The following is a 25,997-nucleotide window of genomic DNA, read 5'->3' as shown; positions in this document are numbered from 1 at the left end:
TTGTTTACTCTACGGTCACCGACTTTGCTAAATTACGCGGCTGATCGACGTCTCTACCCAGCGCAATCGCTATGTGATAGGACAACAACTGCAGCGGAATCGTTGTAAGAAGTGGTGTTAAAAATTCTAGCGTATCTGGAACCTCGATCGCATGATCCGCAAGTCCACGAACATCTATATCACCTTGTGTTACCACACCAATGATTTTTCCCTCGCGAGATTTGATTTCTTGAATATTACTCACAACTTTCTCGTAATGACCTTTTTTAGTAGCGATGACAACTACAGGCATATCGCTGTCAATGAGAGCAATAGGACCGTGCTTCATTTCGGCGGCTGGGTAACCTTCTGCATGAATGTAGCTTATTTCCTTGAGTTTCAACGCACCTTCCAAAGCCACTGGAAAGTTGAATCCTCGACCTAGGTAGAGACAGTTTTTGGCATTTTTATAAACGCTAGCAATTTGTTCAATGTGGTCGTTACTTTCTAAGGCATCCTTGACTTTACTAGGAATACTTTCTAACTCAACTAGGTAATTATGAAATTGCGACGTTGAAATTTTACCCTTTTTCTTGGCTAGTTGCAGTGCAATCAAGGTCAAAACAGTAATTTGAGTAGTAAAAGCCTTAGTCGATGCAACACCTATTTCCGGCCCGGCATGCGTATAAGCGCCGGCATGAGTCTCACGAGAGATAGAACTACCTACTACATTACACACGCCAAATACGAAAGCACCATTTTCTTTGGCAAGTTTGATCGCCGCCATGGTATCTGCTGTCTCACCACTTTGTGAGATCGCAATCACCACATCGTCTTCATTAATAACAGGATTGCGGTATCTAAACTCTGATGCGTACTCTACCTCAACAGGTATGCGCGCTAATTCTTCAAAAATATACTCGGCTACCAATCCCGCATGCCAGCTAGTACCACAAGCTACCACTAGAATACGTTTTGCATTCAGGAACTTATCTATGTGATCGTCAACACCAGCCATCTTGATCAATCCTTGATCGACTAGCATACGGCCTCTAAATGTGTCTTTTATTGCTTGCGGCTGCTCATAGATTTCCTTGAGCATGAATGAATCATAACCACCTTTCTCGATTTGCTCGAGATTCATTTGTAGCTTTTGAACGTAAGGATCTACAAGAGAATCATCATGAATCTTACGAACCTTTAAATCTTTGTGCGTGCGTACAACAGCCATCTCTCCATCTTCTAGATAGATAGCATTCTTAGTAAATTCAAGAAATGGACTCGCGTCACTAGCGATGAAAAATTCGTCTTCACCAACTCCGATGGCAAGCGGTGATCCTAGACGTGCTACTACAATCTCATTGGGTTTGTTTTTATCAAACACAGCAATGGCATATGCACCAATGGTTTGATTCAATGCAATCTGTACAGCCTTACCTAATTTTACGTCTTCTTGATTCTTAACGTCTTCAATCAAATTGATCAATACCTCTGTATCGGTATCTGATTTGAAATTGAAGCCTCTATTGATGAGCTCTTTCTTAAGTGGCTCATAGTTCTCTATAATACCATTGTGAATGATCACAAGGTTACCACTGTTGGAATAATGTGGATGAGAATTAACATCATTAGGAACGCCATGTGTTGCCCACCGTGTATGGCCTATACCAATATTTCCATGTATGACAGATGCCGCTTGCATCTTTATCTCTAGGTCAGAAACTTTTCCTTTGGTCTTGCAGACATTTAACAGTTCACCGTCGTAAAGCGCAATACCAGCGCTATCATATCCGCGATATTCTAGTCTTTTGAGTCCATTAAGCACTATTGGATAAGCGTCACGCTTACCTATGTATCCTACGATTCCACACATAAAATTATTTTTTTTAGTTGGTAGCGTCTGTGTAAAAAATCTTCAACACGAGTCGCTTATCACGATCTTCACCATCAACGTCACTACCGAATAAGACCGTGCCCTCATGAGAAATGGCAGCACCGCTTAAAATTTCTTCAATTTCAAATGGCTCGTCCTGATCCCGAACAGCAGATCTTCCTATCAAAGATACATTTTGAGAAACTTGTAGGGCTAACCTATTGTTCTCTCGATCTCCATTAACAATACTCTGAATGTGGTCTGTCAATCTAATTCGATACTTAATACCAATATCATCACTATCATCGTCATCTCTTTCTAGTCTACCTAAATGGTTTGTGTTAGCATTGAGACCAGCGCCTGTAACTTCAAAGTCTGCCAAAAAATTACCGGTCACAAAATCATAAATCACAATGCGCTCAGGTTCTGTATCACCACCATTATCTGCATCGTCTGCATCTTGAAAATCATTTACAGCAACAAAAAATTCTAAACTAGCGTCATTGATGCTGACATCCCTTGTTAAAAACTCTGTCAGGGCATCAGCCTCACCATTGCTATCAGTGTCCGCTCCAAATAAATCGATGAAAGTAATTGCACCAGGTCCACCTTTAAGGAATAGGAACTCGGCTCCATCTTCATCGTCTTCGCCATCAGCTGATTCCTCAATGCGGTCTTCTATTTCATCAGGAAAATCATGCTCAATGAAATTTATCCCATTACCTGAAAATGATAATGTTACTGTACTATTGAGCTCAATAACCTCTGTAGTATCACCATCACCATCCAGGTCGTCCTCATCAACAAAACTATCTTCAACCACCAGATCGACACTAGCATCATTAAGATTGAGATACATCATGCTATTCTCACTGTCATCCTGCAGCTGAAAATACAATCCTCTAAAGAAGTTTTGAAAATTACTATCGCTAGAGAAGTCGTTAGTATTGAATCTATTGAAGATACGCTCTTCCCAAAATTCTGTATCCAGCTCGCGGCGCAGTCGTGGTGACAATCGCTCTAATACAAATTCTACACCATCATCATCTTCATCCATTATTTGTACCTCATCGTTTGATGGAGTAAAGGTCAGGTCTTCAATAATCTCATCACCCAGATTATTCTCGATACGATCATCGTCGTCTGAATAATAGATCGCTGCATCAGTAAGATTATCCGGATCAAAGCTGTTTAAGAAGAACCTGTTCTCAAAAACTTTTAGCTTGATTTCACCACCACCATAAACAGAATCAAGTTCATACAGAGTTTCTTCACCATCTTGTCCTACAGATCTAGAATAGTAAGGAATGGTTAAAATTACATTGGTAAGCTCTGCATTTTCAGAGAACTCTGGATTTGCTGTAGGAATACTTAACTGTGTTACAAAGTCATAATTAGAAGTACCATAAATTGGATCTTCATATTTACCCACTAGAACGGTCGATGGCCCACTAACAGGGCTTGCATAATTGTTAGTTTGTACTGGATTCAATCGTGTACTGAAAGCTCGTACAGGAAACTCCTCTTCAATAATTAATCCGTCTACGTCGATCCCTAAAAATCCACCACCTATTTCTACTGGGTCATTATCGCATGACGTTAGAACAAAAACGACGGCAAAAACCATCGTTATGTAACTCAATATTTTTTTCATTGCTACTCTTCCTCTGTTTCGTTAAGAATGTCGTGTAGGTAAAACTGCTCGTAGGCGTCAGCAAAATCTTCTGGTGATTGATAATCCAATGTAGGCTTATCTTGTTTTTCTATAAAATCATTCAATTCACCATCCAGATCCTCACTGCCCTTGATGATACCGTCACTATTTGACACCGCACTTTTCATAAGGTTTAAATAGGTAGGCTCTTTCAGGTCATTGATCACCGCATCGTCTAACGCGTCAAATTGGAGTTTCTCATACATCTCTTCATCTAACGATCCATCAAAGGATTGATTATAAATAGAGGTAACTATTTTGCTGTCTTCAAATAATGGGTCTGTACCATAGTAGTTACGCAGGTATAGTGGTAGTAAGCTAGCTAACCATCCATGGACATGAATAATGTCTGGTGCCCAATTTAATTTCTTGACGGTCTCGATTACGCCTTTGGCAAAAAATATAGCGCGCTCATCATTATCGTCAAATAGCTCACCATTCTTGTCAGTCAACGTCGCTTTTCTTTTAAAGTAATCTTCATTATCGATGAAGTAAACCTGCATACGCTCTTTAGGAATAGAAGCTACCTTGATGATCAATGGCATATCAAGATCATTGATAACCATATTCATACCACTTAAACGAATCACCTCGTGCAGCTGGTGTCTGCGCTCATTGATGTTACCAAATCTAGGCATGAAAATTCTTATCTGCCCACCACGGTCATTGACCATTTTGGGAGCAAAGTAAGACATGGAAGATGTTTCGGTTTCGGGTAGGTAAGGGATAACTTCAGAGGATACGTACAGGACTCTTTTTTCCTTCATAAATCAATTTTTGTAGCTATTATTCTAGCAAGCTGCAAAAATACACATTTTCTTGCACATTGACTTGGAAACCTTATGTTTGTGGGCTTTATACTACCCAATCTCATGGTTTTTGACGCGCATAAAAAACTGACGCATTTCCTCAGTCAAGAGTTTTATTCTAGTAAATCAGTAGGTTTTGTGCCAACCATGGGTGCTTTACATGATGGACATATTGCGTTGATGCAACAGGCGCAGAAAGACAATGATATTCTAGTAGTTTCCATTTTTGTGAATCCTACTCAGTTTGATAATTCTAAAGATCTAGATAAATACCCTCGTAATCTCGATCAAGACATTCAACTTATCAAAGACAAATTAGATGAGTCACGGGTCATCATCTATGCGCCAGCCATACAGGATGTTTACGGAGAGAAAACAATCGCAAAAACTTATAAGTACGACGGCCTAGAACATGAGATGGAAGGCGCTAATAGGCCAGGACACTTTGACGGCGTGGGAACCATTTTGAGCTTTTTGTTTGATGTGATTCAACCAGATCGCGCTTACTTTGGTGAGAAAGATTACCAGCAATTGCAAATTGTCAAGAAACTTGTGGAACAATCAAACCGTAATATTGAGATCATAGGTTGTCCCATCCATCGCGAGAAAAGCGGTCTTGCCATGAGTTCCCGCAACGGCAGACTCACACCACAAGGCTGGGAAGCTGCTTCTATGTTACACAGATTGCTCAAGGATGCAAAAAGCAAATTTGCCAACCATAGTATTGAGCAAATACATCAGTTTGTTAGAGAAGAAATTAAAAGGGATGATCGTGTCAAACTAGAGTACTTTACCATCGCCAATGAGAGTGACTTAAAACCTACTCAATTAAAGAAACCAGATGTACGCTACCGCGCATTTATCGTGGCTCATATCGATGGTGTGCGCCTTATCGACAATATGTCCATGCACAAGGATGCATAATCTATCATAATCGTATCTTTGCTTCATGTTAATTACCGTAGTCAAATCCAAGATTCACCGTGTAAAGGTGACTGGCGCAGATCTTAATTATGTAGGATCCATTACCATCGATGAAGATCTCATGGATGGTGCAAATATTGTAGAAGGCGAGAAAGTACAAATCGTCAACAATAACAATGGCGCACGACTGGAAACCTATGCAATTCCTGGACCTCGCGGTAGTGGTGAGATCACACTCAACGGTGCAGCTGCACGACTTGTGGCTGTTGGCGATGTGCTTATACTTATATGTTATGCACAAATGACGATGGAAGAAGCTCGCGACTTCAAACCTAGCCTGCTGTTCCCTAACGAGGACGACAACACACTTACCTAAAGCTTGAAAAAAGCATTCATAAAAACGCTAAAAATCCTATTGCCGCTGGCATTAGGCATTTTTTTAATCATCATCTCGTACAATCAGTTTACGGCTGCCCAACTGGAAGAGATCAAGGGATATCTCATTCAGGCAGATTACCGTTTTATCGCGCTGGGTATGTTATTTGCCTTGTTGAGCCACCTATCACGTGCGTGGCGCTGGTCCTATATGTTGAGTGCCTTGGGAATCAAACCCAATTTTGTAAACAACATGATCGCCATTGGTTCTGGCTATGCTATGAACCTCATCATACCGCGCAGTGGCGAGTTGAGCCGTGCCTTGATTGTTAAGGAAACTGACGACATTCCCGTCGATCAAGGATTGGGAACCATCATTGCAGAGCGTGTTCTAGACTTTGTGATTCTACTTGCCATCACAGCGACCGCGATTTTAACTGCGAGCGATAAGATCATAGATTTCTTTAAGGATGGTTTGAATTCCGCTTTCGCGAAAGCTAACTCACAACAACTATTATACATAGCAATAGCTCTAGTAATTGCCGCTATCATTGCATTCTGGTTGATCAAGAAATTTGAGTTGGGACAGAAGATCAAGGTTTTTCTCAACGGTCTCAAAGAAGGATTTGAAACCATCTGGACCATGCAACACAAATGGTATTATCTGGCGCACACGCTGTTTATTTGGGCGATGTACCTATTGATGTTTTATATATGCATCTACGCTATTCCCGATACAGACAGTATGTCGATAAGCGCATTGTTATGCGCCTTTGCGGCAGGCAGCTTCGCCGTTGCTTTTACAAACGGTGGTTTTGGCGCCTATCCTTATCTGATCAGTAATGTACTGGTGATATTTGGCTACACACAGGTTGTGGGTACAGCATTCGGCTGGATTGTCTGGTTGTCGCAAACTTTGCTTGTCGTCATATTGGGATTGATTTGTTTTGCGCTTTTTTCGTGGCGCAAGAAAACAGCTCAATCTTAATTTTCACGATTGCCGCCCATCCTGTAACTTCAAGCTTTTAAAATCATTAAATGGCCAAAGTCAAGACAACCTACTACTGCCAGAACTGTGGCGCTCAACATGCCAAATGGCAAGGCCAGTGTACCGCATGCAAAGAGTGGAACACGCTGGTAGAAGAAGTGGTTGAAAAAAATACCAAACCCAGTTGGGAGCAGGCTGCTGGTGGTGATGTTACGCTTTCGCGAAAGCGTACCCAAAAACCACAACGCATCTCGCAAATCGACGCGACTGAAAGTCCACGACTCGACACCACAAATGCAGAATTTAATCGTGTTTTAGGTGGTGGCCTGGTATCAGGATCTGTAACATTATTAGGTGGTGAGCCAGGAATAGGTAAATCAACACTGTTATTACAGTTATGCTTGCGATTACCTTATAAAACGCTTTATGTGAGTGGTGAGGAAAGCGCCCACCAGATCAAGATGCGTGCAGAGCGCATTGAGAAAAACGTGGACAATTGCTATATCTTGACAGAGACCAAGACGCAAAACATATTCCGCCAGATTGCAGACTTTGAACCGCAAGTATTGATCATCGATTCTGTCCAGACGCTGCAGACCGATCATATTGAAAGTACGGCTGGTAGCGTTTCTCAAATACGAGAATGTACCGGTGAACTCATCAAATTTGCCAAAGAAACAGGAACGCCTGTTTTATTGATAGGACACATCACAAAAGACGGTCATATCGCCGGACCTAAAATTCTTGAGCACATGGTTGATACCGTGCTTCAATTTGAAGGTGACCGCAATCATACCTATAGGATATTGCGAGCGCTTAAGAACCGTTTTGGTAGTACGCACGAGATAGGTATTTATGAAATGCAAGGACATGGTTTGCGCGAGGTAAGCAATCCCAGCGAGCTACTTATCTCACAACGTGGCAATAATTTAAGTGGTACTGCCATCGCCGCCACAATGGAAGGTATGCGGCCACTCATGATAGAGGTGCAGGCGCTTGTAAGTACAGCGGTGTATGGAACGCCACAGCGCAGTGCAACAGGTTATAACTTGAAAAGATTAAACATGATCCTTGCCGTTCTGGAAAAACGTGCTGGATTCAAATTAGGACAAAAAGATGTTTTCTTGAATATAACCGGTGGCATTACTGTGGACGATCCAGCCATTGATCTTGCAGTCGTCGTGGCGATCCTATCATCAAACTTTGATATCGAGATAAGCTCACAACATTGCTACAGTGCAGAGGTTGGTCTAGGCGGCGAGATACGACCGGTAAGCCGTACCGATCAACGTGTTAATGAAGCCGCCAAATTAGGTTTTGACAAAATCTTCATTGCACCGTCAAAATCCAAAACCAACAACACTACCATACAAGCTCACGGCGTTTCTCGCATTGAAGAGCTGGTTAAACAACTTTTTACATGAGAAAACTATTTATTATAATTCTGGCCTTCTTCATGACGAGTTGCAAGGATGAAAGCAAACAGCCGTTGCACTACATGGATGCTGATACTAGTTCTAATAAAGTGGTACAGTTGACAGATGAGGACGATTATTATTATACGTTAGAAAATCTAATAGATCAAAACAAAGGCAAAATAACCTATGTTCATTTCTGGAACACGTACAGTGGTGACATCGTTAAGCGGCTTGAAGATATTGATCAATTAAAAAGTGATGTGAATAGCGATGATTTCGAGGTCATCCATATATCGACAGATAGGAACAACAGTTACTGGAAATCATTTGCCGCACAGGTAGATCTAGAGCACAATTACATCGCTCGCAATTATCCTCAAGGCAAATTCTATGAAGAAAACAAATTTTTTGATATACCGCGGTTCATGATCTATACGGCAGATGGTACGCTTTTAGATAACAACGCTATGGGACCAGAAAACCCTCAATTGAGCGACGTCATTAAGCAATTATTACCGTAAAAATATGAGTTTCCTGCGGCGCAACGGTGTTGCGATTATCGTTATTACCTTTTTGCTAGCCGCGGCATATCTGTACTTTTATAAACCTGAGTTTTTTGATTTTATCAAACAGCCTACCGCAAGAGAAATTTATCAGCGGCAATTAGAGAAAAATCCTTCAAGTCTCAAAAAATGGCAAGAGCTAACCCAACTAGCGATCACTGATAGTCTTGTGATCGATGAGAATTACAGTGAGTTTTTGAATGCTAGACACATGCCATTTTCAGCTGGATACCTAGTTGATATAGCTCAAGGCGAAAGCTTAAAAGCCACCATCACCTCAACATCAATCCAGCACTGGTTGCTGGAATTCTATGATGTGAACAACCGATTACTTACTAGTGCTACAGTACAGGACACTTTAATTACTTTAAAACCTATAACACAAGAGCAACAAGTGCGTGTGATCGTTCAATCACTGCTGGATTCTGTATCTACAGCACAGTTAAAAATCTACAAACAACCGCTACTGGCATTTCCCGTAGCAGGAAAATCAAACCGATCGATACAATCCTTTTGGGGTGCATCACGAGCTGGCGGCGCGAGATCTCATAAGGGTAACGACATATTTGCAGATCGCGGTCATCCTGTTATTGCCGCAGCAGATGGTAGTATATCCAGTGTACGCGATCGTGGGCTAGGTGGTAAGCAAATCTGGTTGCGAGATCCATTGACCCAATCCAGTCATTATTATGCGCACCTTGATTCGCAATTAGTTAAAGCTGGTCAACGAGTCAAGCGTGGTGATACGATCGGCCTTGTAGGTAATACAGGAAATGCTAGAACCACGCCACCACATTTGCATTTTGGCATTTATAAATCTGGTGGTGCGGTAGATCCTAAACCCTATATCTGGCAACAAGAAATTCCTGAAAAATCAATTGCACTGCCTTTCGCAGAGATTGCCATAGGCAAAGGTACTGGTGCCAATTTGAGAAGGCGTCCTGATTCAAAAGGTGAATTAATACGTAATATCCAAAATGATACTGTTACTATCTTAGGAAACAGCACTAATTGGTATCACGTGCGCATAGCAGATAGTCTTGCAGGCTTTGCGCATCAATCTGTCATCAGATTGATTAAAGATTAAGCATCAATCTCCACCAAAACCGGACAATGGTCACTGTGTACGGCCTCGCTTAAGATCAGTGCTCGCTTGACTTTATCTTCCAGTGGTGGCGTGACCATGTGGTAATCTAATCTCCATCCTTTATTGCGAGTACGAGCAGCGCCGCGGTAGCTCCACCAGGAATATTGTTCTGCTTGATCATTGAACATTCTAAAGGTGTCTATAAATCCAGAGTCTACCAGTTTATCCATCCATGCACGCTCTTCTGGTAAGAAACCAGAGGTGTTTTTAAGTCTCACAGGATCGTGAATATCAATAGCCTTATGACAGATGTTATAATCACCACAGACAATCAAATTCGGAATGTCTTTTCTAAGCTCTGTGATGTAGTCTAGAAACAAGTCCATGTACTCAAACTTGAAATCCAATCTAGCATCGCTGGTACCACTAGGTAAATACATACTCATCACCGAGAAACCATCAAAGTCTGCTCGCAAATTGCGCCCTTCATTGTCCATCATCTCGATACCAGTACCATATTCTACGTGGTTAGGTTTGATTTTAGAAATGATGGCAGTTCCTGAATACCCTTTCTTTTGTGCACTGTAATAGTACTGATACTCATAACCAGCATCAGTAAAAGCCTGGGTATCGATTTGATCTTCCATCGCTTTAATTTCCTGCAAACACAACACATCAGGATCTGCTGCCTTGAGCCACTTGATAAAGTCTTTCTTCATGGCAGCACGTATGCCGTTAACGTTGTAGGATATGATTTTCATAGAATTGATTTGTTGTTATAAAAAATATTAATAAAATAAGCCTGAGCCAATACCTATACTTATTTCATTGAACGAACTGACATTTTGGTAATTAAAAAATAAATTGAATTTTTCAAACGATTTTCTGAATTGAACATCGTAACTATTAAAACCATTAAAAAATGTCACCGAACTAGAAACGTCAGCGGATATTCCGCCATAAATGTAGGTAGCATATCCTACTTGAGGCCCGACGCTGATGAAACTAGCAGTAGAATACTTCTGTAAACCTATGATCGCCTTATGATCACCAAATTGACTTATTGATTCCAATCCCACGATTTTGAAATCTTCTTTAGTATTGCGCTGTACATTCATTAATGATGCAGCAAAATCAATGTCGTAATTATTCTGTATTCTGATATGACGGATTCCAAATTTAAAATAGGTAATTTGATTTTGATTGAAGTTGGTTTGGTAGCGTAAATCCAGTTGTAGTAAGGAATTTAGTTTAATATACGGTGATGTTATGCTTACTTCTGCTCCAATAGGATTATGTAATACTCCACTAACTAGAGAACCACTTATTCGTCTACCGTCCAAATATTCGTTTGATGAAAATGTATTTAATTCAATAATTAAATTTGTGTCATTATTATTGATAATAAAAGTTTGCGATTTATATCCAGAAAACTCAAATTTCAACTCGTTCCCAAATTCCTGAATTTCAATTTTGAAATTTCCATAATAATCCGTGTCCACCACATTTTGGTAACCTACCTCGGTAACTTTAACTCCTAAAATTGGTTCTTTTCCTTGATCAATGACCTTTCCCCTAACGATTATTTGCGCGCTAAGAATATTGGCTATTAAAGCGTAAGAAAAGAAAAGCCAAAATCGATTCGCCACTTAGTGTCTTATTATATCTGACTTAGCTTGACTGTCTATCGATGCTGGTCAAAAGGTTAATCTTATTAAGAAAGTTTAGCTATTTCGAGCGATAGTTGAGAAACAGCGGTCTGTCAACTGTCAACTAATCACTCCTTATACATCCCAACAACCAGCTCGTCCTGATCGTTCATCATGGCGCGGTACATTCCTGGTGTGTTGAATTCCATGGACACGTTACCCAAATAATCCAGTGCGACAATGCCACCGGTACCGCCCATATCTACTAGCTTTTCCTGGATCACCTTGTCGGTAGCTTCTTTGAGTGTCAAGCCACCATATTCCATCAATGCGCTGATGTCATAAGCTACTTGTGCGCGTATAAAATACTCACCATGTCCCGTTGAGCTTACACCACAAGTTTTATTGTTAGCATAGGTGCCACTACCAATGATTGGTGAGTCGCCTATACGACCATAACGCTTATTGGTCATGCCACCAGTACTGGTTCCTGCTGCGATGTTTCCGTTTTTGTCTAGGGCAACACAACCTACGGTTCCGTATTTGCTGTCTTTTAAGAACGGATCTTCAAGCTGTAGTTGGTTTAAAGCTGTTTTTTTGCTCTCAGCTTCTTCCTTTTGACTTTCTCGATCCAGAACGCGCTGCAAACTTTTGAATCGGTTTTCTGTGTAGAAATAGGTGTTGGAAACGATCTCGATGGTGGAATCTTGTACCGCTTTCGCGAAAGCGTCTGCACCATCACCGCACAATAACACATGTTCTGAGTCTGTCATTACCTTTCGCGCAAGCGAGATAGGATTTTTTACAGTCGTTACACCAGCGACCGCACCAGCATTGAGTGTTTTACCTTCCATAAAGCTTGCATCTAGTGAGTTGATGCCATCGTGAGTGAACACCGCACCTTTACCGCTGTTGAATAGTGGAGAGTCTTCCATCACTCTAATGGTGGCTTCTACAGCGTCCTCGCTGCTACCGCCGTTTTTGAGAATGTCATGACCTACTTTTATGGCTTCAGTAAGCTTGTCGTTGTATTGCTGTTCCAACTCTGCCGTCATGTTCTCTTTTTTGATGGTTCCTGCACCGCCATGAATAACAATGGCAAACTCACTGGTTTGTTGTGGTTGTTCTTGAGTAGGTTGTTGGGCAGTAGTTTCTGCTGGTTGATTGCAAGAGGTAAGGATAAAGCTGAAAATAATCAGGTATAAAAATCTCATGGTTGTTGAATTAGGATTACAATTTACAAAATGTGTACTGCCCACGCCTAGCAAAATGTCCTTATTACTACCTTTATAAAAAAACTAGATCATGGCGATAAAAGCACCATTTAACCTCAACAAATGGGTAGAAGAAAACCGAGATAGCTTGAAACCACCAGTTGGAAACAAGAATCTTTACAAAGATGCTGGTGACTATATCGTAATGATTGTAGCTGGCCCCAATGCCCGTAAAGACTATCATTACAATGAGACTGAAGAGCTTTTTTACCAGCTTGAAGGAAACATTGAAATACATGTGCAAGACAACGGTGAGAAGCGTACCATGAAATTAGGGCCTGGCGATATGTACCTGCATCCAGGTAAGGTACCGCACTCGCCTGTGCGTCATGAAAATTCTATTGGGCTGGTGGTAGAAACTAAACGTGTGAGCGACGATGCTGTAGATGGCTTGTTATGGTATTGCGATAATTGCAACCACAAACTGCATGAGACCTATTTTAAATTGGACGATATTGAAAAGGACTTCTTGCCTAGATTTAAAGAATTCTATTTATCTGAAGAGCTGCGCACCTGTGATGTGTGCGGTACGGTGATGGAAACTGATGAGCGGTTTACTGATTAATCAATCATCACACCTTGCACATCCATCACTGGTAAATCTTTTAAATTTTTCTCGTTGATCGTGTTCGGCGCGGCCATGTAGGTCTTGTCATATAGTGTTTTATCCTTGAAATAGGTCAAGATAAACTCGTTGAGAAATGGGAAGACGTCTTCCATGATGAGCTCGACTCTTATGGAACTTTTGGCCGGCACTACTTTAAATGCGTGCCTGAAGGTTGATGTCTTGCGACCATCACGATGCTTGCCGCGACTCATGATCATGACGCTTTCCATGGGTTCTCTCATATTGTTGATCAAGTAGATGACCCAATCATGCGATGAAAAATCCTCGTTCCACTCGTGGACTACAGCTATGTGAACGTCTTTAACTTCTGGTATGGTGATGTCTTTTTTCAAGATTTAGCTTTTCAATTTTTCCTTAATAGCAACTATCATCTCTTCCGTTGTTTCCAACGCATCCATCTCACCAGCCGTCATAAAGATATCCATTCCAGTACTATTGCCTTGTGCGTGGTAATCTTTCTGCAAGTCATCGCTGGTGCTTAAAATAATTGGGAAATCGTACTTAGGCAACCATTTTGACCAGTAGCGTTGCTTGAATTCATCCTTGTGCAAAAATTCTAACTGTGTGTTTGATTCTAGCAAGCTTTCGTGCCGGATCGAGTCCGGCATAAACTTCTCGCTCGCCGGCAAGGCTCTCTCGAAAGCGTGACCACTCATCATGCTCTGTAAAAGCACCATGGGTCAGTTCACACAACTTACATTGATAGGTAGATGGACTTATGATTTTGTGTGCGCTATCCAGCCAGGAATTGATACGGCCAGAATTTGCATTGTAGACAAAAATGAGCTTACCAATCGCCACTACAAGGTGCTGGAAAACTGCTTCAAGAAACGCACATCGTTTTCAAAGAACATGCGTATGTCACCTATTTGATACAATAACATCGCAATGCGCTCGATTCCCATACCAAAGGCAAAACCGCTATATTCCTCTGGATCAATACCGCAGTTTGTGAGTACCGCAGGATCTACCATACCACAACCCATGATTTCTAGCCAGCCCGTACCTTTTGTGATACGGTAATCGGTTTCAGTTTCTAGACCCCAATAGATATCAACTTCTGCGCTGGGTTCTGTGAATGGGAAATAGGATGGGCGCAACCTGATTTTTGACTTGCCGAACATTTCTTTGGTAAAGTAAAGCAGCGTTTGCTTTAAGTCTGCAAAACTCACATCCTTGTCAATGTACAAACCTTCTACCTGATGAAAAATACAGTGCGATCGTGCACTTATCGCCTCATTTCTAAAAACACGACCTGGCGAGATCGTCCTGATAGGCGGCTTGTTATTTTCCATATATCGCACCTGTACGCTGGATGTATGCGTACGCAGCAACACATCAGGATTTGTCTGGATGAAAAAAGTATCCTGCATATCGCGCGCTGGGTGATGCTCTGGCAGGTTGAGTGCGGTAAAATTGTGCCAGTCGTCCTCAATCTCTGGACCTTCACTCACGTTGAAACCTATGCGTGAGAATACCTCGATAATTTGGTTTTTCACAATAGAAATAGGATGCCTGGAGCCTACCTCAATCGGGTAACCAGATCGGGTTAAATCGCCGTAAACACCAGCTTCTTCTTCCTTTGATTCTAGCTCATCCTTGAGTTGCTGTACCTTATCAGTCGCCTTTTGCTTCAATTCATTGATCGCCTGACCATAGGCTTTTTTCTGCTCGTTGGGCACTTCCTTAAAGGCCGCAAACAATTCCTTGAGCAAACCCTTAGTCCCTAAATATTCAATCCTGAAAGCCTCTACCGCAGCAGCATCACTCGCCTTGAACGACTCGACTTTCTTAATATGTTCTGTAACCTTATCCAGCATTTTTTCTCTTCAATAGGATGCAAATTTAAGGCATTTGCTCAAGTTGGCTGTGGTTACACATGCTTGTTATCGTGTTGATGTAGTGGTTTGATAGTTAGCTTTCGCGAAAGCTGACACCCTAACAATACCGTTGCCATAACAAGGAAATCTCGTTTTCTTTATAACTAGTTGCACGCTGGGCGCACAGATATTATTTTAATTTTTATGTTTGTTATATGCAAGTAGGAACCTACATATCTGAATTATTGTACCGCCATGAGTGTGTGGTCATTCCTGGTTATGGTGCATTCCTGTCTAGACGTGTGCCGGCGCAGCATTTTGCGAGTACACACACGCTGTATCCTCCTAAAAAGGGATTGAGTTTTAATGCTCAAATACAGCAAAATGATGGATTGCTGGTTAATTACATCAGTACGGTGCAGCAAATTCCTTATGACGAGGCCTTGCAACAGGTGCGCAATTATGTCCGTTTTCTGGATCACGAGATTGATGAGCATGGCGAGGTGACGATTCATAAAGTAGGCCGATTTACTCGCGGTGCAGAGGACACGCTACAATTCACGCCTATGTATCTGGTTAATTATTTGCCAGAGGCATTTGGCCTTGCCACACACGAGGCATATGCCGTAGATCGTACTCCTGTAACTACTCCTGTAGAAGAGGTCGTGATTGAAGAAAAACCGGTTGTTCAACTTACCACAGCCAAATCTAATACGGCCAATTGGGTACGTGCCGCAGCTGCCGTCGCCATTCTTGTTGCTGGTAGTTATCTAGCGCATAATACAGTAAAAACACAGGCAGTCAACGATGCTATGGTCATTGAGCAAATGGCAGATGAACAATTCAAGACCAAAATGCAGGAGGCAACTTTCCTGATTTCTACACCGTTGCCTAGCATAACGATGGAGGTTGCTCCTGAGATTAAAAATTATCACGTGGTCGCAGGTGCATTCCGGTCTGCAGCAAATGCTGATAAAAAAGTAGCCCAGCTCCAAAAAGCGGGTTATGATGCTCGAGTGATCGGTGTCAATGAATATGGTTTGCACAATGTAGCTCTAGGCAGTTATGCAGATCGTGATGACGCCATCAATGCCTTGTATCTCAATCGCAAACAAGGCTATCCTAGCGCCTGGTTGTTTACTGGGACTTTGGAGAAGTAGGCAGCAACTCCTTTGAAATTTGCGTTAAATAAAACACAGAAGTCTAGCCTTCTTATACTCGTTTTGTAATGCGGTGTACCTTTGTCCATTCAAAATCACTCAATGGAGGACATCAAAACACCATCGCAATCTTTTACTACCGTTACTGACATGGTCTTGCCTAGCGAGACAAACCCGCTGAATAATCTCTTTGGTGGCGAGCTATTAGCTCGTATGGATCGTGCTGCTAGTATTGCAGCGAGAAGACATTGTCGTCGTATTGTTGTCACTGCATCTGTCAATCACGTGGCTTTTAATAGGATGGTACCTCTAGGTAGTGTGGTAACCATTGAAGCTCAAGTTTCTAGAGCTTTTACCTCATCGATGGAAGTTTATATGGATGTATGGGTTGAAGATCGCGAGAGCGGTAATCGCACTAAGGCAAATGAAGCTATTTATTCTTTTGTGGCTGTAGACGACACTGGTCGTCCCGTAAAAGTTCCAGAACTACATCCAGAAACCGAAGACGAGAAAAAGCGCTATGACGGCGCACTAAGACGCAAACAATTGAGTCTGGTGCTTGCAGGCAAAATGAAGGCAAAGGACGCTACGGAATTGAAAGCGTTGTTTGAGTAAACTTTGATCCGTGTGCTGTTATCCTCTCAAAATCCATCTTGCTGGATCTAGCACTTTATTGTCCTCAAACATGGTGAATTGCAGCTCTGCAACTCCAGATCTATCGGTAAAAATCTCACCGATGGTATCCAGCGTATTTACCTTGTCGCCTTTTTGAACATTGACAGTTTTTAAATTGCTGTAAATAGAGATATAATTACCGTGCTTCACATGAACAGATAGGATTCCGTTTTTTGCTCGCTGCACTCGCCACACCTCACCTTTAAATACTGCTCTAGCTTTAGTCCCTATTGGCGCTTGAATGCGCAATCCATTGCTAGGTATTTGAATGCCAGGAATTACAGGATGCGGTTGATTACCAAAACGACGTGTAATCACACCTTCTGCCACTGGCCATGGTAGTTTGCCGCGATTGCTAGTAAAATTGTTAGCAAGAGCCTTAGCCTCTGGAGTAAGGAAGAATTTACCTTTTGTAGCTCCAACTTTTCCTTTATTACTAGCTGCAATATCGGCCTCGATAAGTTTTCTTATTTGGCTGTCGATACGAGAACGTTCTCTGGCCTTCTCGCGAATATCGGCTGCGTAACGCTTCTGGTTTTGCTTTACTTCTTCTAGCAAAACTACTTGTGTTTGCTTATCCTTTTTAAGTTCGTTACGTCTCCGTTGGTTTTCAGCAAGAATCTCCAGTTTTTGTTGTTGCTCGATTTCTAATTGTTGGTTTTTTTGCACCAGTAAATTTGATTTTTCCGTGATCTCATCTGCTTGTTTCTTGCGATAATCTGCATAGGCTTGCAAGTATTGAACACGTTTATAGGCTTGCAGAAAATCCTCAGAAGATAAGAGAAACATCAGTCTGCTCTGATCATTTTTGGACTTGTATGCCTTGACGATCATATCGGCATAGTCCTTTTTAAGAACCTTGATTTCTGCTTCTAGCTTTTCTACTTGTGTCTTGTTGGTAGCAATATCGCGAGTAATAATATTTGCTTGCTTATTAGTAATATTGATAATTTGCTGGGTCTTTTTGATCCTTGCATCGATAGCTTCTAATCGAGTAAGTACAGACTCACCTTCACTGCGTGCAGCACGCAACAACTTATCGTATTGATTGATTTGTGCCTGTATCGCGGCACGTTGGCGTTCTAGTTTTGCTTTTTCAGATTGTGAGAAAGCAATAGAACTTGTCCCAAAAAGAAACAACAATAAGATTACAGCTGTTCTCATCTAGAAATTATATGGCCTAGTATTGCTAGGCATGCTAAATGGAAAACTCAAATCTTGACCAAATTCTACGTTATTGAACTCAAGCTCCACTCGAGTCAACTTGCCCTTCTGGTTAGCATTGATGTTGAGCTCTAATGGTATGATCTTATTGTCAACCATCTGGTATTGTGGATAGCGCGCATCAAGCGAGCTGTTCTCGTCTGATTTCACAACTGATTGTCTAGACGTTTTAAAGTCTGCTGGGCGCAGCATGAATAGCTTTTCTATGGTTCCTTGCTTAGACTTGAATTGGTACTCATTGTCAATTACACTGTACTGTAAATTATTTAAAGGCTCAAACGCCTGACCCAACAACAAATTCTCAAGTTGCTGATAGTTGAGCTCTTCACCTAAAAACTCTGAAATAATAGAAAAATCACCATCAAAAGAACGGTTATTCAACTTCTCGTAAAACTGGACCCGATCTGGTGTGATGCTGACTTTGGCAAGGGTAATTCCTAAAATGCGTGCACTCATCCAGATGTGCTCTCCTTGTTTCATACGCAGGTCAACACTCACGCTACGATTTTGATCTGGATTTTGAAATCGCACACGCAGTCTTGATTGCATTGTAGTAAAATTGATCGCTGCATTATTGTGCGAGTTGATGATTTTGGTTTTGGCAGCGGTAGTTGAGGCATCCTCAGACGCTAGTCTTGATGTGCCGCAAGCAGTGATTATCAATGCGATCGCTATGTAGGTAATACTTTTAAGTCTCATAAATTCTAATTCAAGTCGCGCAGTGTTTCACGCAATGATGCAGCTTTTTTATTGTCGCCTAGTTTTTCATAGGACAGCAACAGCTGCTCATAAATATCTTTTTCCAGTTGCGGCTCATCCAGTAAAAATGATAACCCAGTTTCCAGCACTGTTATTGCCTTCTTATATTCTTGCAGCTGATTTAGAGCAGCACCATTGATTAAGTACAACAATGATTGTGCTGGATAGATTTCCAACGCTTGTTCGCTGATGGTCGCCGCATCATCAAATTTTCCCAGGTCCAGGTACAACAGCGATGTTATTTTAATCAAATCAAAATCCTGATCATCTTGATCTAATGCCATTTGGTAAAAACGTACGGCACGATTCAATTGATTCTTTTCTTTATAAAAATTGCCTAATGCAATAAAAGCTTGTGTGTCTTCAATCTGACTTTCATAAATCTTCATGATCTCATCCACTTGAGAGGCCAGTTCTGGGCGCGATTCAATAGCATTCAAATAATCGGTAATTACTTGCGATTTAACTTGATCATCTAATTGTGAGGACTTGAGCACTCTTACCAGACTTGATAACCCTTTTTCTATATCACCACGATTGAGGTAGATTTTATAAAGTGCTAGATACGGCTGGTCATCACTAGGAATATTTTGACGCCATCTCGCTGCAACGCTCAACATTTTTTCCTCGTCCTGGGTCTGGCTGTAAGCGTACATTAATTGCGCATATAGGTCTGAATTTTTTGGATTAGAGCTAAGTCGCTCTTCAAGATCTATTACAGGTTGTGAACCTGTGGTCGCGGTAGTTTTTTGTAATGTTCTCCTCAATCTGTTGCGCTTATCGCTAGGGCCTAAATCGCGATCTAGCGCATCGAGTGCTTGCAATGCGCTAGACTCATCTTCCACTTTTAAATATGCGATAGGCAGTAATTCTCTATAAGAGTCGTTGATGTCAATCAGCTTTTTTAATGTACTGAGTGCCTTATCATATTGCTTCTGGCTTTCATAATTCTCGAGTAAGGTATCGAGGATCCACTCTCGTTCTCCTGATAATTGTATGGTTTTAAGTAGGTGTGATTCCGCTTTCGCGAAAGCGTTACTAGCCATATAATTCTTTGCAAGTTCTAATTGCACCGCGCCAGATTCAGGCTCTAATTTCTCGCATTTCAGCAATTTCTCAATGGCTCGATCATGGTTGCCGCGTGCCTTTTCTGATAAAGCATCAAAGAAGTTTTCCTTAAAGGCATCATTGACGATACCCAGATCGTCCACATTTACATCTTCCAGCGTCACATCTTCCTGCGCCGAAACCATCAGGCAGAAAAACATGGCAAAAAATACGAGCTGGATTTTCATGTGGTTGGTCTGTTCAATTATTATTCCATCGTGGTGTAATCACCTATACTGATGTGTGTGAAATCACCATCGTATTTGACGTGATTGCCTATCATGGCTTGGTCTAGTTGGGCGTTTTTTATATGACTGTTGGTTTGTATGAGGCTATCCTTGATCGTACAGTTTTCTATCACACTGCCAGCGCCTATGCTCACATGAGGACCTATTGTACTATTTCTTAAAATCACATTATCAGCAATTACGCACGGCTGGATAATTTTAGAATTTTCTAGGGTTGCGGTGGTATCCAGCTCATCGCTGCCATCCTGCTCCATGAATTTCATGATGCGAGTGTTGGTATCTATCGCAACATTCTTGTTACCGCAATCCATCCATTCATCAACGGTTCCAGTCTTGAAAATGTTGCCAGCTTTCATCATGCCCTTAATACCATCGTTGATCTGGTACTCACCACCATGTATGATGTTATTGTCAATCACATGTTGTAACTGTTTTTTGAGATTTGAAATTTGTTTGAAGTAATAAATCCCGATAACTGCTTGATCGCTCACAAATTCTTGAGGTTTCTCAACAAGTTCTGTGATCTCATGCTTATCGTTAAGTTTTACCACACCATAAGCTTCAGGTTGATCTACTTGTTTTGTCCAGATAACGGCGTCTGCTGCTGGATCAAGCTCAAAGTCTGCTCTTATCAAGGTATCCGCATAAGCTACCACAGCTGGACCGTCAAGTGATGGTTCTGCACACATGATGGCATGTCCTGTACCCAATGGTTGTAGTTGTCTATAGATGCTAGCTTTAGCGCCCAAACCTTTGGCTAGCTCTTCAAGGCTTTTTACCACCTGATCGCCAAAAAAGGCTGGATCGCCCAGAATAAAAGCTATCTCTGTGATAGGCTCGTTCAATATTCTGGCAATGTCAGTCACCAATCGATGCACGATAGGTTTGTTTGCAATAGGAATAAGAGGTTTGGGCGTTGTAAGTGAGTGTGGTCTAAGTCTAGAGCCGCGACCGGCCATGGGAACGATTATTTTCATAATAATTTCCGCTCTGGCGGAAAGCTGTTTGTTGTTAGTAATTGAGCGAAGGTAAAAATTTGGAAGCTTATGCTTGTTCTATTTAAGAATAGAAACAAGAACAAATCAACTGCCAGTGATTTTTTCTAATGTCAATCGAGATCTTTTCTTAGAGCGCTCGTTTTTAAAAATGGCAACCAATCTTCCGTCTACTATGTCAAATTCAAAGAATTCATCACTCATAAGTTTGATATGTTGCTGATCTGTTAGGCTGGAATCTCTCCACCTGATGTGATAGCTTGTTTGATAAAGAAATAGATTTTTATCGTCCTGTGTCCAGTGACCTTGAAAAGTAGTACCGCAAGTCTCATAGATAAAGGTGCTGTCTGGCATAAGATTCAAATGAGGTCCTATGGCAATACCATCGATCTCTTCGCTTTGCCACCATGCAACTGGATCGCCTTTTACCGATTTATAGCAACCTGAAATATCAACATCGTGTCTATTATGGCGGCAACTAGATAGCGTCCATAACACTAAAACGATGAGCGCCTGAGGTCGCATTTGTAAATTAAATGTCACAGGCCATTACTCTTCTAGGGTAATATCATGTTTTTTGGCGATTTTTCTAAACTTATCTAGATTGTCATTTGCTTTCATGCCTTGGTATACCTCACTTAAAACAATTTCTGCATCCTGTTTATAGGGAGAATTTACCTCAGCATACATTTTGTAAGCGGGAAAAATATTATCAGCCGCTAACTCATAGTTTTTTGTCATTAGTCCACATTGAGCTAGGCCAAAATATCCTTCTGGATCTTCAGGATAGTGCTTAATGAGTTTTTCATAAGTTTTGATAGCATTTTTTACGTCATCATTCAATCTATAAGCAATAGGCAGATTTTGTAATGGCATTTTTCCTTTGGGGTCAATTTTCAATGATTTCTTGTAGGCAGCAATTGCATCATCATAATTGTCCAGCCTTCTATGAGCTATGCCTAACATGTCCCAAGCAAAGGCAAATTTTTTGTCTGTCTCAACGGCTTTACCATATAGTTCTACTGCTTTCTCTAAATCTCCAGAATTGTAGGCTTCATAACCTTGGCGATAAAATTCAATCGCCTTTTTATTTTCAGAAAAAGAATTCTGACTAGTAGGTTTAGCATCGTTGAGAAGAATATTTAAAGCGACACAGTTATCAATTAATTTGCGCTCAATCTTTTCATATCCTTCATCAGAATTGATGGTGATATTGATCTCTTTGTCCGTATTTGTGCTATCATTTGCTTTTTCTAATGCACTTCCTAATTTGCTTAGCAGCTGATCGGCCATAATTGCATCATTTATACATGCCTCAACCTGTTTGTTTTGCTCTAGTTTTTCCTCATTACGGTCAATTAATTTGATACACTCACAGGCCTCTTCGGCTTGTGATTTTATAGAGCTTTCTTGAGCTTCTGCAACCAATATGGCACAGACAATGGTGAAAATGGTCAGGAAATTTGTCTTCATATTTTTTGAGCAGTTTTTATGATGTTACGCTTTCGCGAAAGCGTAATCCAAAACGGACTGAATACAATATAAGGATCTTCTACTTGTTTCCAGTACTCCCAAAACCACCTGCACCGCGATCTGTATCGCTCAAAACCTCAACCTCTTGCCATTGTGGTTGCTCATGATGTGCGATTACCAATTGTGCGATGCGCTCGCCGTTTTCTATAGGGAAATTCTGATTTGAAAGATTGACCAAAATCACGCCTATCTCGCCGCGATAATCGGCATCTATGGTTCCTGGTGAGTTGAGGACTGTGATACCTTTTTTGGCAGCGAGACCACTGCGAGGTCGCACTTGTGCCTCATAACCTACGGGTAACTCGATAAACAAACCTGTTTTTACAATGGCTCTTTCTAGAGGTTCAAGAACAATGCATTCTGTTATCGATGCGCGTATATCCATACCAGCGCTTCCTACAGTTTCATAAGCAGGTAGCTCATGTCCAGATTTGTTGATGATTTTTATAGTCATGATTTTGCAAATAATGATTTGATAAACAGTCGTTCTTTATACAAGATGAAGGTTGAAACAAGCAAGGCTAGGGCAATTCCTGCCGCATACATTTGCCAGGTATCTGCACCTAGACTCTCACGAATGGTGTAGAAAAACAGCATGGTCGCAGCAATAGAAAGAAACAGGTACAGCGATAAACTGCCTACCTCGTAAGGGATGCGGTAATACTTTCTGCCCAATAAATAGGATACCAGCATCATTAAACCGTAAGCGGCACATGTGGTAAGCGCACTTGCCATATATCCTATCACTGGAATAAGCCAAATATTGAGACCTATGGTAATCGCAGCACCTAAAACTGAGATCCAAGCACCAAAACTGGTGCGATCAGTCACCTTATACCATACCGATAAGGTTTGATAGATGCCAAAAAAGAAGTAGGCAATCAAAATGACTGGCACGATATCTAATGCTTCCCAGTATTCTTCATCAATAATTAATCTCTTGATCAGATCTATGAAAATCGTGTAGGTAATCAGTGCGACTGATCCTAGTATCACAAACATTTTAGTGATTTTGGCATAGGTTTCAACGGCGTCTTTGCTTTTGGACTCACTGAAAAAGAAAGGCTCGACACCTAGTTTAAAAGCGGTGGCAAACAAGGTCATTCCAACGGCCACACGATAACAAGCCGAATAAACACCGGTTTGCGCTGTGGCGTCATCTACCAACAGCCATTCTAGTAAGATCTTATCGAAAGTCTCATTTACAGCAAACGCCAGACCTGCGATCAAAATAGGAAAGCCATAGCGCAGCATTCGTTTCCATAATACTGAATCAAATTCCCATTTTCTAAGATAAATGCCACCTACAAGAAACAAAGTAATAAAACTGGCGGTCATCAATGCGATGAAGTATAACTCCACTTTATCTTCTGGTAAGAACTGATTTATAGTAGGTAGATCGCTCAACCAGATCAAAAATACAGCAGTCATACCAACTGAAATGACTACATTGATCATCTTGATCACAGCATACTTGAGACTCTTTCCTTGCGCCCGCATATAAGCAAACGGAATCACCATCATGGTATCAAAAGCCAGTATTCCTATGACCCAACGCCAATAATCGGCTGATTTGCTAGACCAGGCCTCAATATAGTCCAGACCTAAAAAGGCAATCACAACAAATGCGATGGTGGTACCCAGCAAAGAAACCAGTCCTGTGGTTAGGACCTTGTTTTTATTCTCGCTTTCGCTGAAAAAGCGGAAAAAAGAAGTCTCCATACCATAAGTCAAGATCACGTTGAATAAAATGATCCATGAAAAGATAATGGAAACCTCGCCAAAAGCGGTCTTGCTGGGTAAATATTCAGTCAGCAGCCTTGTGAGCAGCACCGTCAACAATCGTGGCAAAACAGTCGCCAGACCGTATACAAAAGTGTGTTTAAAAAGGCGGTTGATGGAACTCAAAAAAGATAAAATTGAGACCCAAAGGTACGATTAGTGCTTCTAAAAATTACTGAGGTCTAGACGGCATGTCCTGTGACATCTTGTCCTTCACGCCAATGAACTTGGTGTGGTAGGTCCTACCGTTTCGGTTAAATTTTACGATGATCTCGTCGTTTTTAAGCTCAAAAGGTATTTTGTCATCTTCCTCTTCTTCAGTCATGTTTCCGTATTCCTGCTCAGGATCTAAACTCATGTTGATGTCTGGCTTGCGATTAAAATCTGTTGCAAAACGTACCATGACATCATTTGTACCTTCTACTTTTTCCACCATCGTGCTAGCCATACCTCTAAAGTACACTTCTTCAATATGATCAATTGCGATGTCAAAATTGGGTAAATACACATTGACACCACTGCCACTACCAGGTATGCCACCAGTCCAGGCCTGTGCATAGGGAACACGGTTAGACTTAGCAGGTTCAACGACATAATCAATTTTTTGCGAGGAACAAGACATCATGATGATCGATATAAAGAGAAAGCTAGCAAGTTTCATAATCTAGTATTTAAGGAACAAGTTTCAACGATTGTGCCGTATTTTAAAAGTAAGTCATTCTGCTATCTTTGTGAGAAATCCTATCCATGAAACTATATCTCGTGCCCACGCCCATAGGTAATCTAGGCGATATGACCTACCGTGCGGTCGAGATCTTGCAGCAGGTAGACCTCATACTGGCAGAAGACACGCGCACCAGCGGCAAATTGCTCAACCATTACCAAATTAAGACGCCAATGTTGTCCTATCATATGCACAACGAGCACAAGATTGCAGACTCTATCGTCAAGAGAATTGCAGCAGGCGAGACCATGGCGCTCATCACAGATGCTGGATCGCCAGGTATAAGTGATCCTGGGTTTTTGCTTGCGCGAAAGGTGATTGCCGCAAATCTGGAGATTGAATCATTGCCTGGTGCCACTGCCTTTGTACCAGCACTTACCAGTAGCGGGCTACCATCTGACAAGTTTGTTTTTGAGGGATTTTTACCTGTTAAAAAAGGCCGCCAAACCCGATTAAAACTACTGGCCGAGGAAACACGCACCATCGTTTTCTATGAGTCACCGCATAAACTAATGAAAACTCTAACCGATTTTCAAACACATTACGGTGCCGACAGGCAAATCTCCATCTCACGTGAGATTACCAAAATGTTTGAGGAACACTACAGAGGAACCGTCGCAGAAGCGATTGCCTATTTTACAGAGAAAAAACCAAAGGGTGAGTTTGTAATTGTTTTGGGTGCTAAATAG

At 41.4% G+C, this 25,997-nt stretch carries 29 protein-coding genes; 10 read left to right on the top strand and 19 right to left on the bottom strand.

Translation table 11 applies throughout. The features are described 5' to 3' along the window. Window positions 1-4: 4 nt before the first annotated feature. From glmS to EJ995_RS02985, 3 genes are read right to left on the bottom strand one after another with little or no spacing between them, the layout of a single operon-like run. Window positions 5-1,852 carry a glutamine--fructose-6-phosphate transaminase (isomerizing) gene (glmS, locus tag EJ995_RS02995; protein WP_126445474.1) on the bottom strand — a complete coding sequence of 616 codons (1,848 nt, stop codon included), beginning with the start codon at window positions 1,850-1,852 and terminating at the stop codon, window positions 5-7. 13 nt (window positions 1,853-1,865) lie between these two features. After that, window positions 1,866-3,506 carry a DUF4270 domain-containing protein gene (locus EJ995_RS02990; RefSeq protein ID WP_126445472.1) on the bottom strand — a complete coding sequence of 547 codons (1,641 nt, stop codon included), beginning with the start codon at window positions 3,504-3,506 and terminating at the stop codon, window positions 1,866-1,868. A gap of 2 nt (window positions 3,507-3,508) precedes the next feature. Beyond that, window positions 3,509-4,333, bottom strand: coding sequence for a glycogen/starch synthase (locus tag EJ995_RS02985; protein WP_126445470.1), 825 nt, complete (start codon window positions 4,331-4,333; stop codon window positions 3,509-3,511). Between the two features lie 81 nt (window positions 4,334-4,414). Here EJ995_RS02985 and panC point away from each other — a divergent pair, with 81 nt between their 5' ends. From panC to EJ995_RS02955, 6 genes are read left to right on the top strand one after another with little or no spacing between them, the layout of a single operon-like run. Further along, complete coding sequence (gene panC / locus EJ995_RS02980) at window positions 4,415-5,299, top strand: pantoate--beta-alanine ligase (protein ID WP_241234679.1); 885 nt, start codon at window positions 4,415-4,417, stop codon at window positions 5,297-5,299. A 25-nt stretch (window positions 5,300-5,324) separates the two neighbouring features. After that, window positions 5,325-5,675: an aspartate 1-decarboxylase gene (gene panD / locus EJ995_RS02975; protein ID WP_126445468.1), complete on the top strand. Its 351-nt coding sequence runs from the start codon at window positions 5,325-5,327 to the stop codon at window positions 5,673-5,675. A gap of 3 nt (window positions 5,676-5,678) precedes the next feature. Beyond that, the gene (locus EJ995_RS02970; RefSeq protein ID WP_126445466.1) at window positions 5,679-6,662 is read left to right on the top strand and encodes a lysylphosphatidylglycerol synthase transmembrane domain-containing protein; all 984 of its coding nucleotides are present in this window, start codon (window positions 5,679-5,681) and stop codon (window positions 6,660-6,662) included. A gap of 50 nt (window positions 6,663-6,712) precedes the next feature. Beyond that, window positions 6,713-8,086, top strand: a complete 1,374-nt coding sequence (radA, locus tag EJ995_RS02965; protein ID WP_126445464.1) for a DNA repair protein RadA — start codon at window positions 6,713-6,715, stop codon at window positions 8,084-8,086. Beyond that, window positions 8,083-8,601: a TlpA family protein disulfide reductase gene (locus EJ995_RS02960; protein ID WP_126445462.1), complete on the top strand. Its 519-nt coding sequence runs from the start codon at window positions 8,083-8,085 to the stop codon at window positions 8,599-8,601. The genes radA and EJ995_RS02960 overlap by 4 nt, the downstream gene beginning before the upstream one ends. A 4-nt stretch (window positions 8,602-8,605) precedes the next feature. Then, window positions 8,606-9,730 (top strand): peptidoglycan DD-metalloendopeptidase family protein, encoded by a 1,125-nt coding sequence (locus tag EJ995_RS02955; protein WP_126445460.1) that lies wholly within the window; start codon window positions 8,606-8,608, stop codon window positions 9,728-9,730. Here EJ995_RS02955 and EJ995_RS02950 read toward each other — a convergent pair. The 3 genes from EJ995_RS02950 to EJ995_RS02940 form a co-directional block, all read right to left on the bottom strand. Continuing rightward, window positions 9,727-10,491 carry an exodeoxyribonuclease III gene (locus EJ995_RS02950; RefSeq protein WP_126445458.1) on the bottom strand — a complete coding sequence of 255 codons (765 nt, stop codon included), beginning with the start codon at window positions 10,489-10,491 and terminating at the stop codon, window positions 9,727-9,729. The genes EJ995_RS02955 and EJ995_RS02950 overlap by 4 nt on opposite strands. A 27-nt stretch (window positions 10,492-10,518) precedes the next feature. Further along, a complete protein-coding gene (locus tag EJ995_RS02945) occupies window positions 10,519-11,379 on the bottom strand; it encodes a carboxypeptidase-like regulatory domain-containing protein (protein ID WP_126445456.1) in 861 nt (286 codons plus the stop codon). 128 nt (window positions 11,380-11,507) lie between these two features. Then, window positions 11,508-12,593 (bottom strand): isoaspartyl peptidase/L-asparaginase family protein, encoded by a 1,086-nt coding sequence (locus tag EJ995_RS02940; protein WP_126445454.1) that lies wholly within the window; start codon window positions 12,591-12,593, stop codon window positions 11,508-11,510. Window positions 12,594-12,684: 91 nt separating this feature from the next. Here EJ995_RS02940 and EJ995_RS02935 point away from each other — a divergent pair, with 91 nt between their 5' ends. Next, complete coding sequence (locus EJ995_RS02935; protein ID WP_126445452.1) at window positions 12,685-13,218, top strand: 3-hydroxyanthranilate 3,4-dioxygenase; 534 nt, start codon at window positions 12,685-12,687, stop codon at window positions 13,216-13,218. On the opposite strand, the gene EJ995_RS02930 is transcribed toward EJ995_RS02935, so the two are convergent. Genes EJ995_RS02930 through pheS form a run of 4 tightly spaced genes read right to left on the bottom strand, consistent with a single transcriptional unit; the run spans window position 13,215 to window position 15,101 of the window. Continuing rightward, entirely contained in the window at window positions 13,215-13,613 is a 399-nt protein-coding gene (locus EJ995_RS02930; RefSeq protein ID WP_126445450.1) for a hypothetical protein, read from the bottom strand. The genes EJ995_RS02935 and EJ995_RS02930 overlap by 4 nt on opposite strands. Before the next feature lie 3 nt (window positions 13,614-13,616). After that, window positions 13,617-13,832: a hypothetical protein gene (locus tag EJ995_RS13230; RefSeq protein ID WP_241234678.1), complete on the bottom strand. Its 216-nt coding sequence runs from the start codon at window positions 13,830-13,832 to the stop codon at window positions 13,617-13,619. Further along, window positions 13,819-14,082 (bottom strand): hypothetical protein, encoded by a 264-nt coding sequence (locus tag EJ995_RS13225; protein WP_241234677.1) that lies wholly within the window; start codon window positions 14,080-14,082, stop codon window positions 13,819-13,821. The genes EJ995_RS13230 and EJ995_RS13225 overlap by 14 nt, the downstream gene beginning before the upstream one ends. Then, on the bottom strand, window positions 14,082-15,101 hold the full coding sequence (gene pheS, locus EJ995_RS02920) for a phenylalanine--tRNA ligase subunit alpha (protein ID WP_126445448.1): 1,020 nt from the start codon (window positions 15,099-15,101) through the stop codon (window positions 14,082-14,084). Before pheS ends, EJ995_RS13225 begins: the two co-directional genes overlap by 1 nt. A 215-nt stretch (window positions 15,102-15,316) precedes the next feature. On the opposite strand from pheS, the gene EJ995_RS02915 reads away from it, so the two are divergent. Together EJ995_RS02915 and EJ995_RS02910 are read left to right on the top strand one after the other, a co-directional pair. Continuing rightward, window positions 15,317-16,261, top strand: a complete 945-nt coding sequence (locus EJ995_RS02915; protein ID WP_126445446.1) for an HU domain-containing protein — start codon at window positions 15,317-15,319, stop codon at window positions 16,259-16,261. Window positions 16,262-16,363: 102 nt separating this feature from the next. Then, window positions 16,364-16,876, top strand: a complete 513-nt coding sequence (locus tag EJ995_RS02910) for an acyl-CoA thioesterase (RefSeq protein ID WP_126445443.1) — start codon at window positions 16,364-16,366, stop codon at window positions 16,874-16,876. 18 nt (window positions 16,877-16,894) lie between these two features. Here the strand turns inward: EJ995_RS02910 and EJ995_RS02905 are convergent, their stop codons facing one another. The 9 genes from EJ995_RS02905 to EJ995_RS02865 form a co-directional block, all read right to left on the bottom strand. Then, complete coding sequence (locus tag EJ995_RS02905; protein WP_126445441.1) at window positions 16,895-18,100, bottom strand: murein hydrolase activator EnvC family protein; 1,206 nt, start codon at window positions 18,098-18,100, stop codon at window positions 16,895-16,897. Next, entirely contained in the window at window positions 18,101-18,859 is a 759-nt protein-coding gene (locus EJ995_RS02900; protein WP_126445440.1) for a DUF4292 domain-containing protein, read from the bottom strand. A 5-nt stretch (window positions 18,860-18,864) separates the two neighbouring features. Further along, a complete protein-coding gene (locus EJ995_RS02895) occupies window positions 18,865-20,214 on the bottom strand; it encodes a tetratricopeptide repeat protein (RefSeq protein ID WP_126445438.1) in 1,350 nt (449 codons plus the stop codon). A gap of 20 nt (window positions 20,215-20,234) precedes the next feature. Beyond that, window positions 20,235-21,251: a sugar phosphate nucleotidyltransferase gene (locus EJ995_RS02890; RefSeq protein ID WP_126445436.1), complete on the bottom strand. Its 1,017-nt coding sequence runs from the start codon at window positions 21,249-21,251 to the stop codon at window positions 20,235-20,237. Between the two features lie 105 nt (window positions 21,252-21,356). Beyond that, window positions 21,357-21,794 carry a hypothetical protein gene (locus EJ995_RS02885; RefSeq protein ID WP_126445434.1) on the bottom strand — a complete coding sequence of 146 codons (438 nt, stop codon included), beginning with the start codon at window positions 21,792-21,794 and terminating at the stop codon, window positions 21,357-21,359. A gap of 24 nt (window positions 21,795-21,818) precedes the next feature. Then, window positions 21,819-22,742, bottom strand: coding sequence for a tetratricopeptide repeat protein (locus tag EJ995_RS02880; protein ID WP_126445432.1), 924 nt, complete (start codon window positions 22,740-22,742; stop codon window positions 21,819-21,821). Between the two features lie 79 nt (window positions 22,743-22,821). Then, window positions 22,822-23,256: a dUTP diphosphatase gene (dut, locus tag EJ995_RS02875; RefSeq protein ID WP_126445430.1), complete on the bottom strand. Its 435-nt coding sequence runs from the start codon at window positions 23,254-23,256 to the stop codon at window positions 22,822-22,824. After that, complete coding sequence (locus EJ995_RS02870; RefSeq protein ID WP_126445428.1) at window positions 23,253-24,710, bottom strand: lipopolysaccharide biosynthesis protein; 1,458 nt, start codon at window positions 24,708-24,710, stop codon at window positions 23,253-23,255. Before EJ995_RS02870 ends, dut begins: the two co-directional genes overlap by 4 nt. Window positions 24,711-24,756: 46 nt before the next feature. Continuing rightward, a complete protein-coding gene (locus EJ995_RS02865; RefSeq protein WP_126445426.1) occupies window positions 24,757-25,245 on the bottom strand; it encodes a hypothetical protein in 489 nt (162 codons plus the stop codon). A gap of 86 nt (window positions 25,246-25,331) precedes the next feature. Here EJ995_RS02865 and rsmI point away from each other — a divergent pair, with 86 nt between their 5' ends. Continuing rightward, window positions 25,332-25,997, top strand: a complete 666-nt coding sequence (gene rsmI / locus EJ995_RS02860; RefSeq protein WP_126445424.1) for a 16S rRNA (cytidine(1402)-2'-O)-methyltransferase — start codon at window positions 25,332-25,334, stop codon at window positions 25,995-25,997.

The sequence above is a fragment of the Nonlabens ponticola genome, from assembly GCF_003966335.1.
GTDB classification, from domain to species: domain Bacteria; phylum Bacteroidota; class Bacteroidia; order Flavobacteriales; family Flavobacteriaceae; genus Nonlabens; species Nonlabens ponticola.
The sequence above is the reverse complement of the archived record's forward strand: the minus strand, read 5'-3'. Positions and strand labels throughout refer to the sequence as shown.

Excerpts from the sequence above, each read along its gene's own strand:
- glmS (WP_126445474.1), bottom strand. The coding sequence starts at position 1,852 with ATGTGTGGAATCGTAGGATACATAGGTAAGCGTGACGCTTATCCAATA.
- EJ995_RS02990 (WP_126445472.1), bottom strand. The coding sequence starts at position 3,506 with ATGAAAAAAATATTGAGTTACATAACGATGGTTTTTGCCGTCGTTTTT.
- EJ995_RS02985 (WP_126445470.1), bottom strand. The coding sequence starts at position 4,333 with ATGAAGGAAAAAAGAGTCCTGTACGTATCCTCTGAAGTTATCCCTTAC.
- panD (WP_126445468.1), top strand. The coding sequence starts at position 5,325 with ATGTTAATTACCGTAGTCAAATCCAAGATTCACCGTGTAAAGGTGACT.
- radA (WP_126445464.1), top strand. The coding sequence starts at position 6,713 with ATGGCCAAAGTCAAGACAACCTACTACTGCCAGAACTGTGGCGCTCAA.
- EJ995_RS02960 (WP_126445462.1), top strand. The coding sequence starts at position 8,083 with ATGAGAAAACTATTTATTATAATTCTGGCCTTCTTCATGACGAGTTGC.
- EJ995_RS02955 (WP_126445460.1), top strand. The coding sequence starts at position 8,606 with ATGAGTTTCCTGCGGCGCAACGGTGTTGCGATTATCGTTATTACCTTT.
- EJ995_RS02950 (WP_126445458.1), bottom strand. The coding sequence starts at position 10,491 with ATGAAAATCATATCCTACAACGTTAACGGCATACGTGCTGCCATGAAG.
- EJ995_RS02940 (WP_126445454.1), bottom strand. The coding sequence starts at position 12,593 with ATGAGATTTTTATACCTGATTATTTTCAGCTTTATCCTTACCTCTTGC.
- EJ995_RS02935 (WP_126445452.1), top strand. The coding sequence starts at position 12,685 with ATGGCGATAAAAGCACCATTTAACCTCAACAAATGGGTAGAAGAAAAC.
- pheS (WP_126445448.1), bottom strand. The coding sequence starts at position 15,101 with ATGCTGGATAAGGTTACAGAACATATTAAGAAAGTCGAGTCGTTCAAG.
- EJ995_RS02915 (WP_126445446.1), top strand. The coding sequence starts at position 15,317 with ATGCAAGTAGGAACCTACATATCTGAATTATTGTACCGCCATGAGTGT.
- EJ995_RS02910 (WP_126445443.1), top strand. The coding sequence starts at position 16,364 with ATGGAGGACATCAAAACACCATCGCAATCTTTTACTACCGTTACTGAC.
- EJ995_RS02905 (WP_126445441.1), bottom strand. The coding sequence starts at position 18,100 with ATGAGAACAGCTGTAATCTTATTGTTGTTTCTTTTTGGGACAAGTTCT.
- EJ995_RS02900 (WP_126445440.1), bottom strand. The coding sequence starts at position 18,859 with ATGAGACTTAAAAGTATTACCTACATAGCGATCGCATTGATAATCACT.
- EJ995_RS02895 (WP_126445438.1), bottom strand. The coding sequence starts at position 20,214 with ATGAAAATCCAGCTCGTATTTTTTGCCATGTTTTTCTGCCTGATGGTT.
- EJ995_RS02890 (WP_126445436.1), bottom strand. The coding sequence starts at position 21,251 with ATGAAAATAATCGTTCCCATGGCCGGTCGCGGCTCTAGACTTAGACCA.
- EJ995_RS02885 (WP_126445434.1), bottom strand. The coding sequence starts at position 21,794 with ATGCGACCTCAGGCGCTCATCGTTTTAGTGTTATGGACGCTATCTAGT.
- EJ995_RS02880 (WP_126445432.1), bottom strand. The coding sequence starts at position 22,742 with ATGAAGACAAATTTCCTGACCATTTTCACCATTGTCTGTGCCATATTG.
- dut (WP_126445430.1), bottom strand. The coding sequence starts at position 23,256 with ATGACTATAAAAATCATCAACAAATCTGGACATGAGCTACCTGCTTAT.
- EJ995_RS02865 (WP_126445426.1), bottom strand. The coding sequence starts at position 25,245 with ATGAAACTTGCTAGCTTTCTCTTTATATCGATCATCATGATGTCTTGT.
- rsmI (WP_126445424.1), top strand. The coding sequence starts at position 25,332 with ATGAAACTATATCTCGTGCCCACGCCCATAGGTAATCTAGGCGATATG.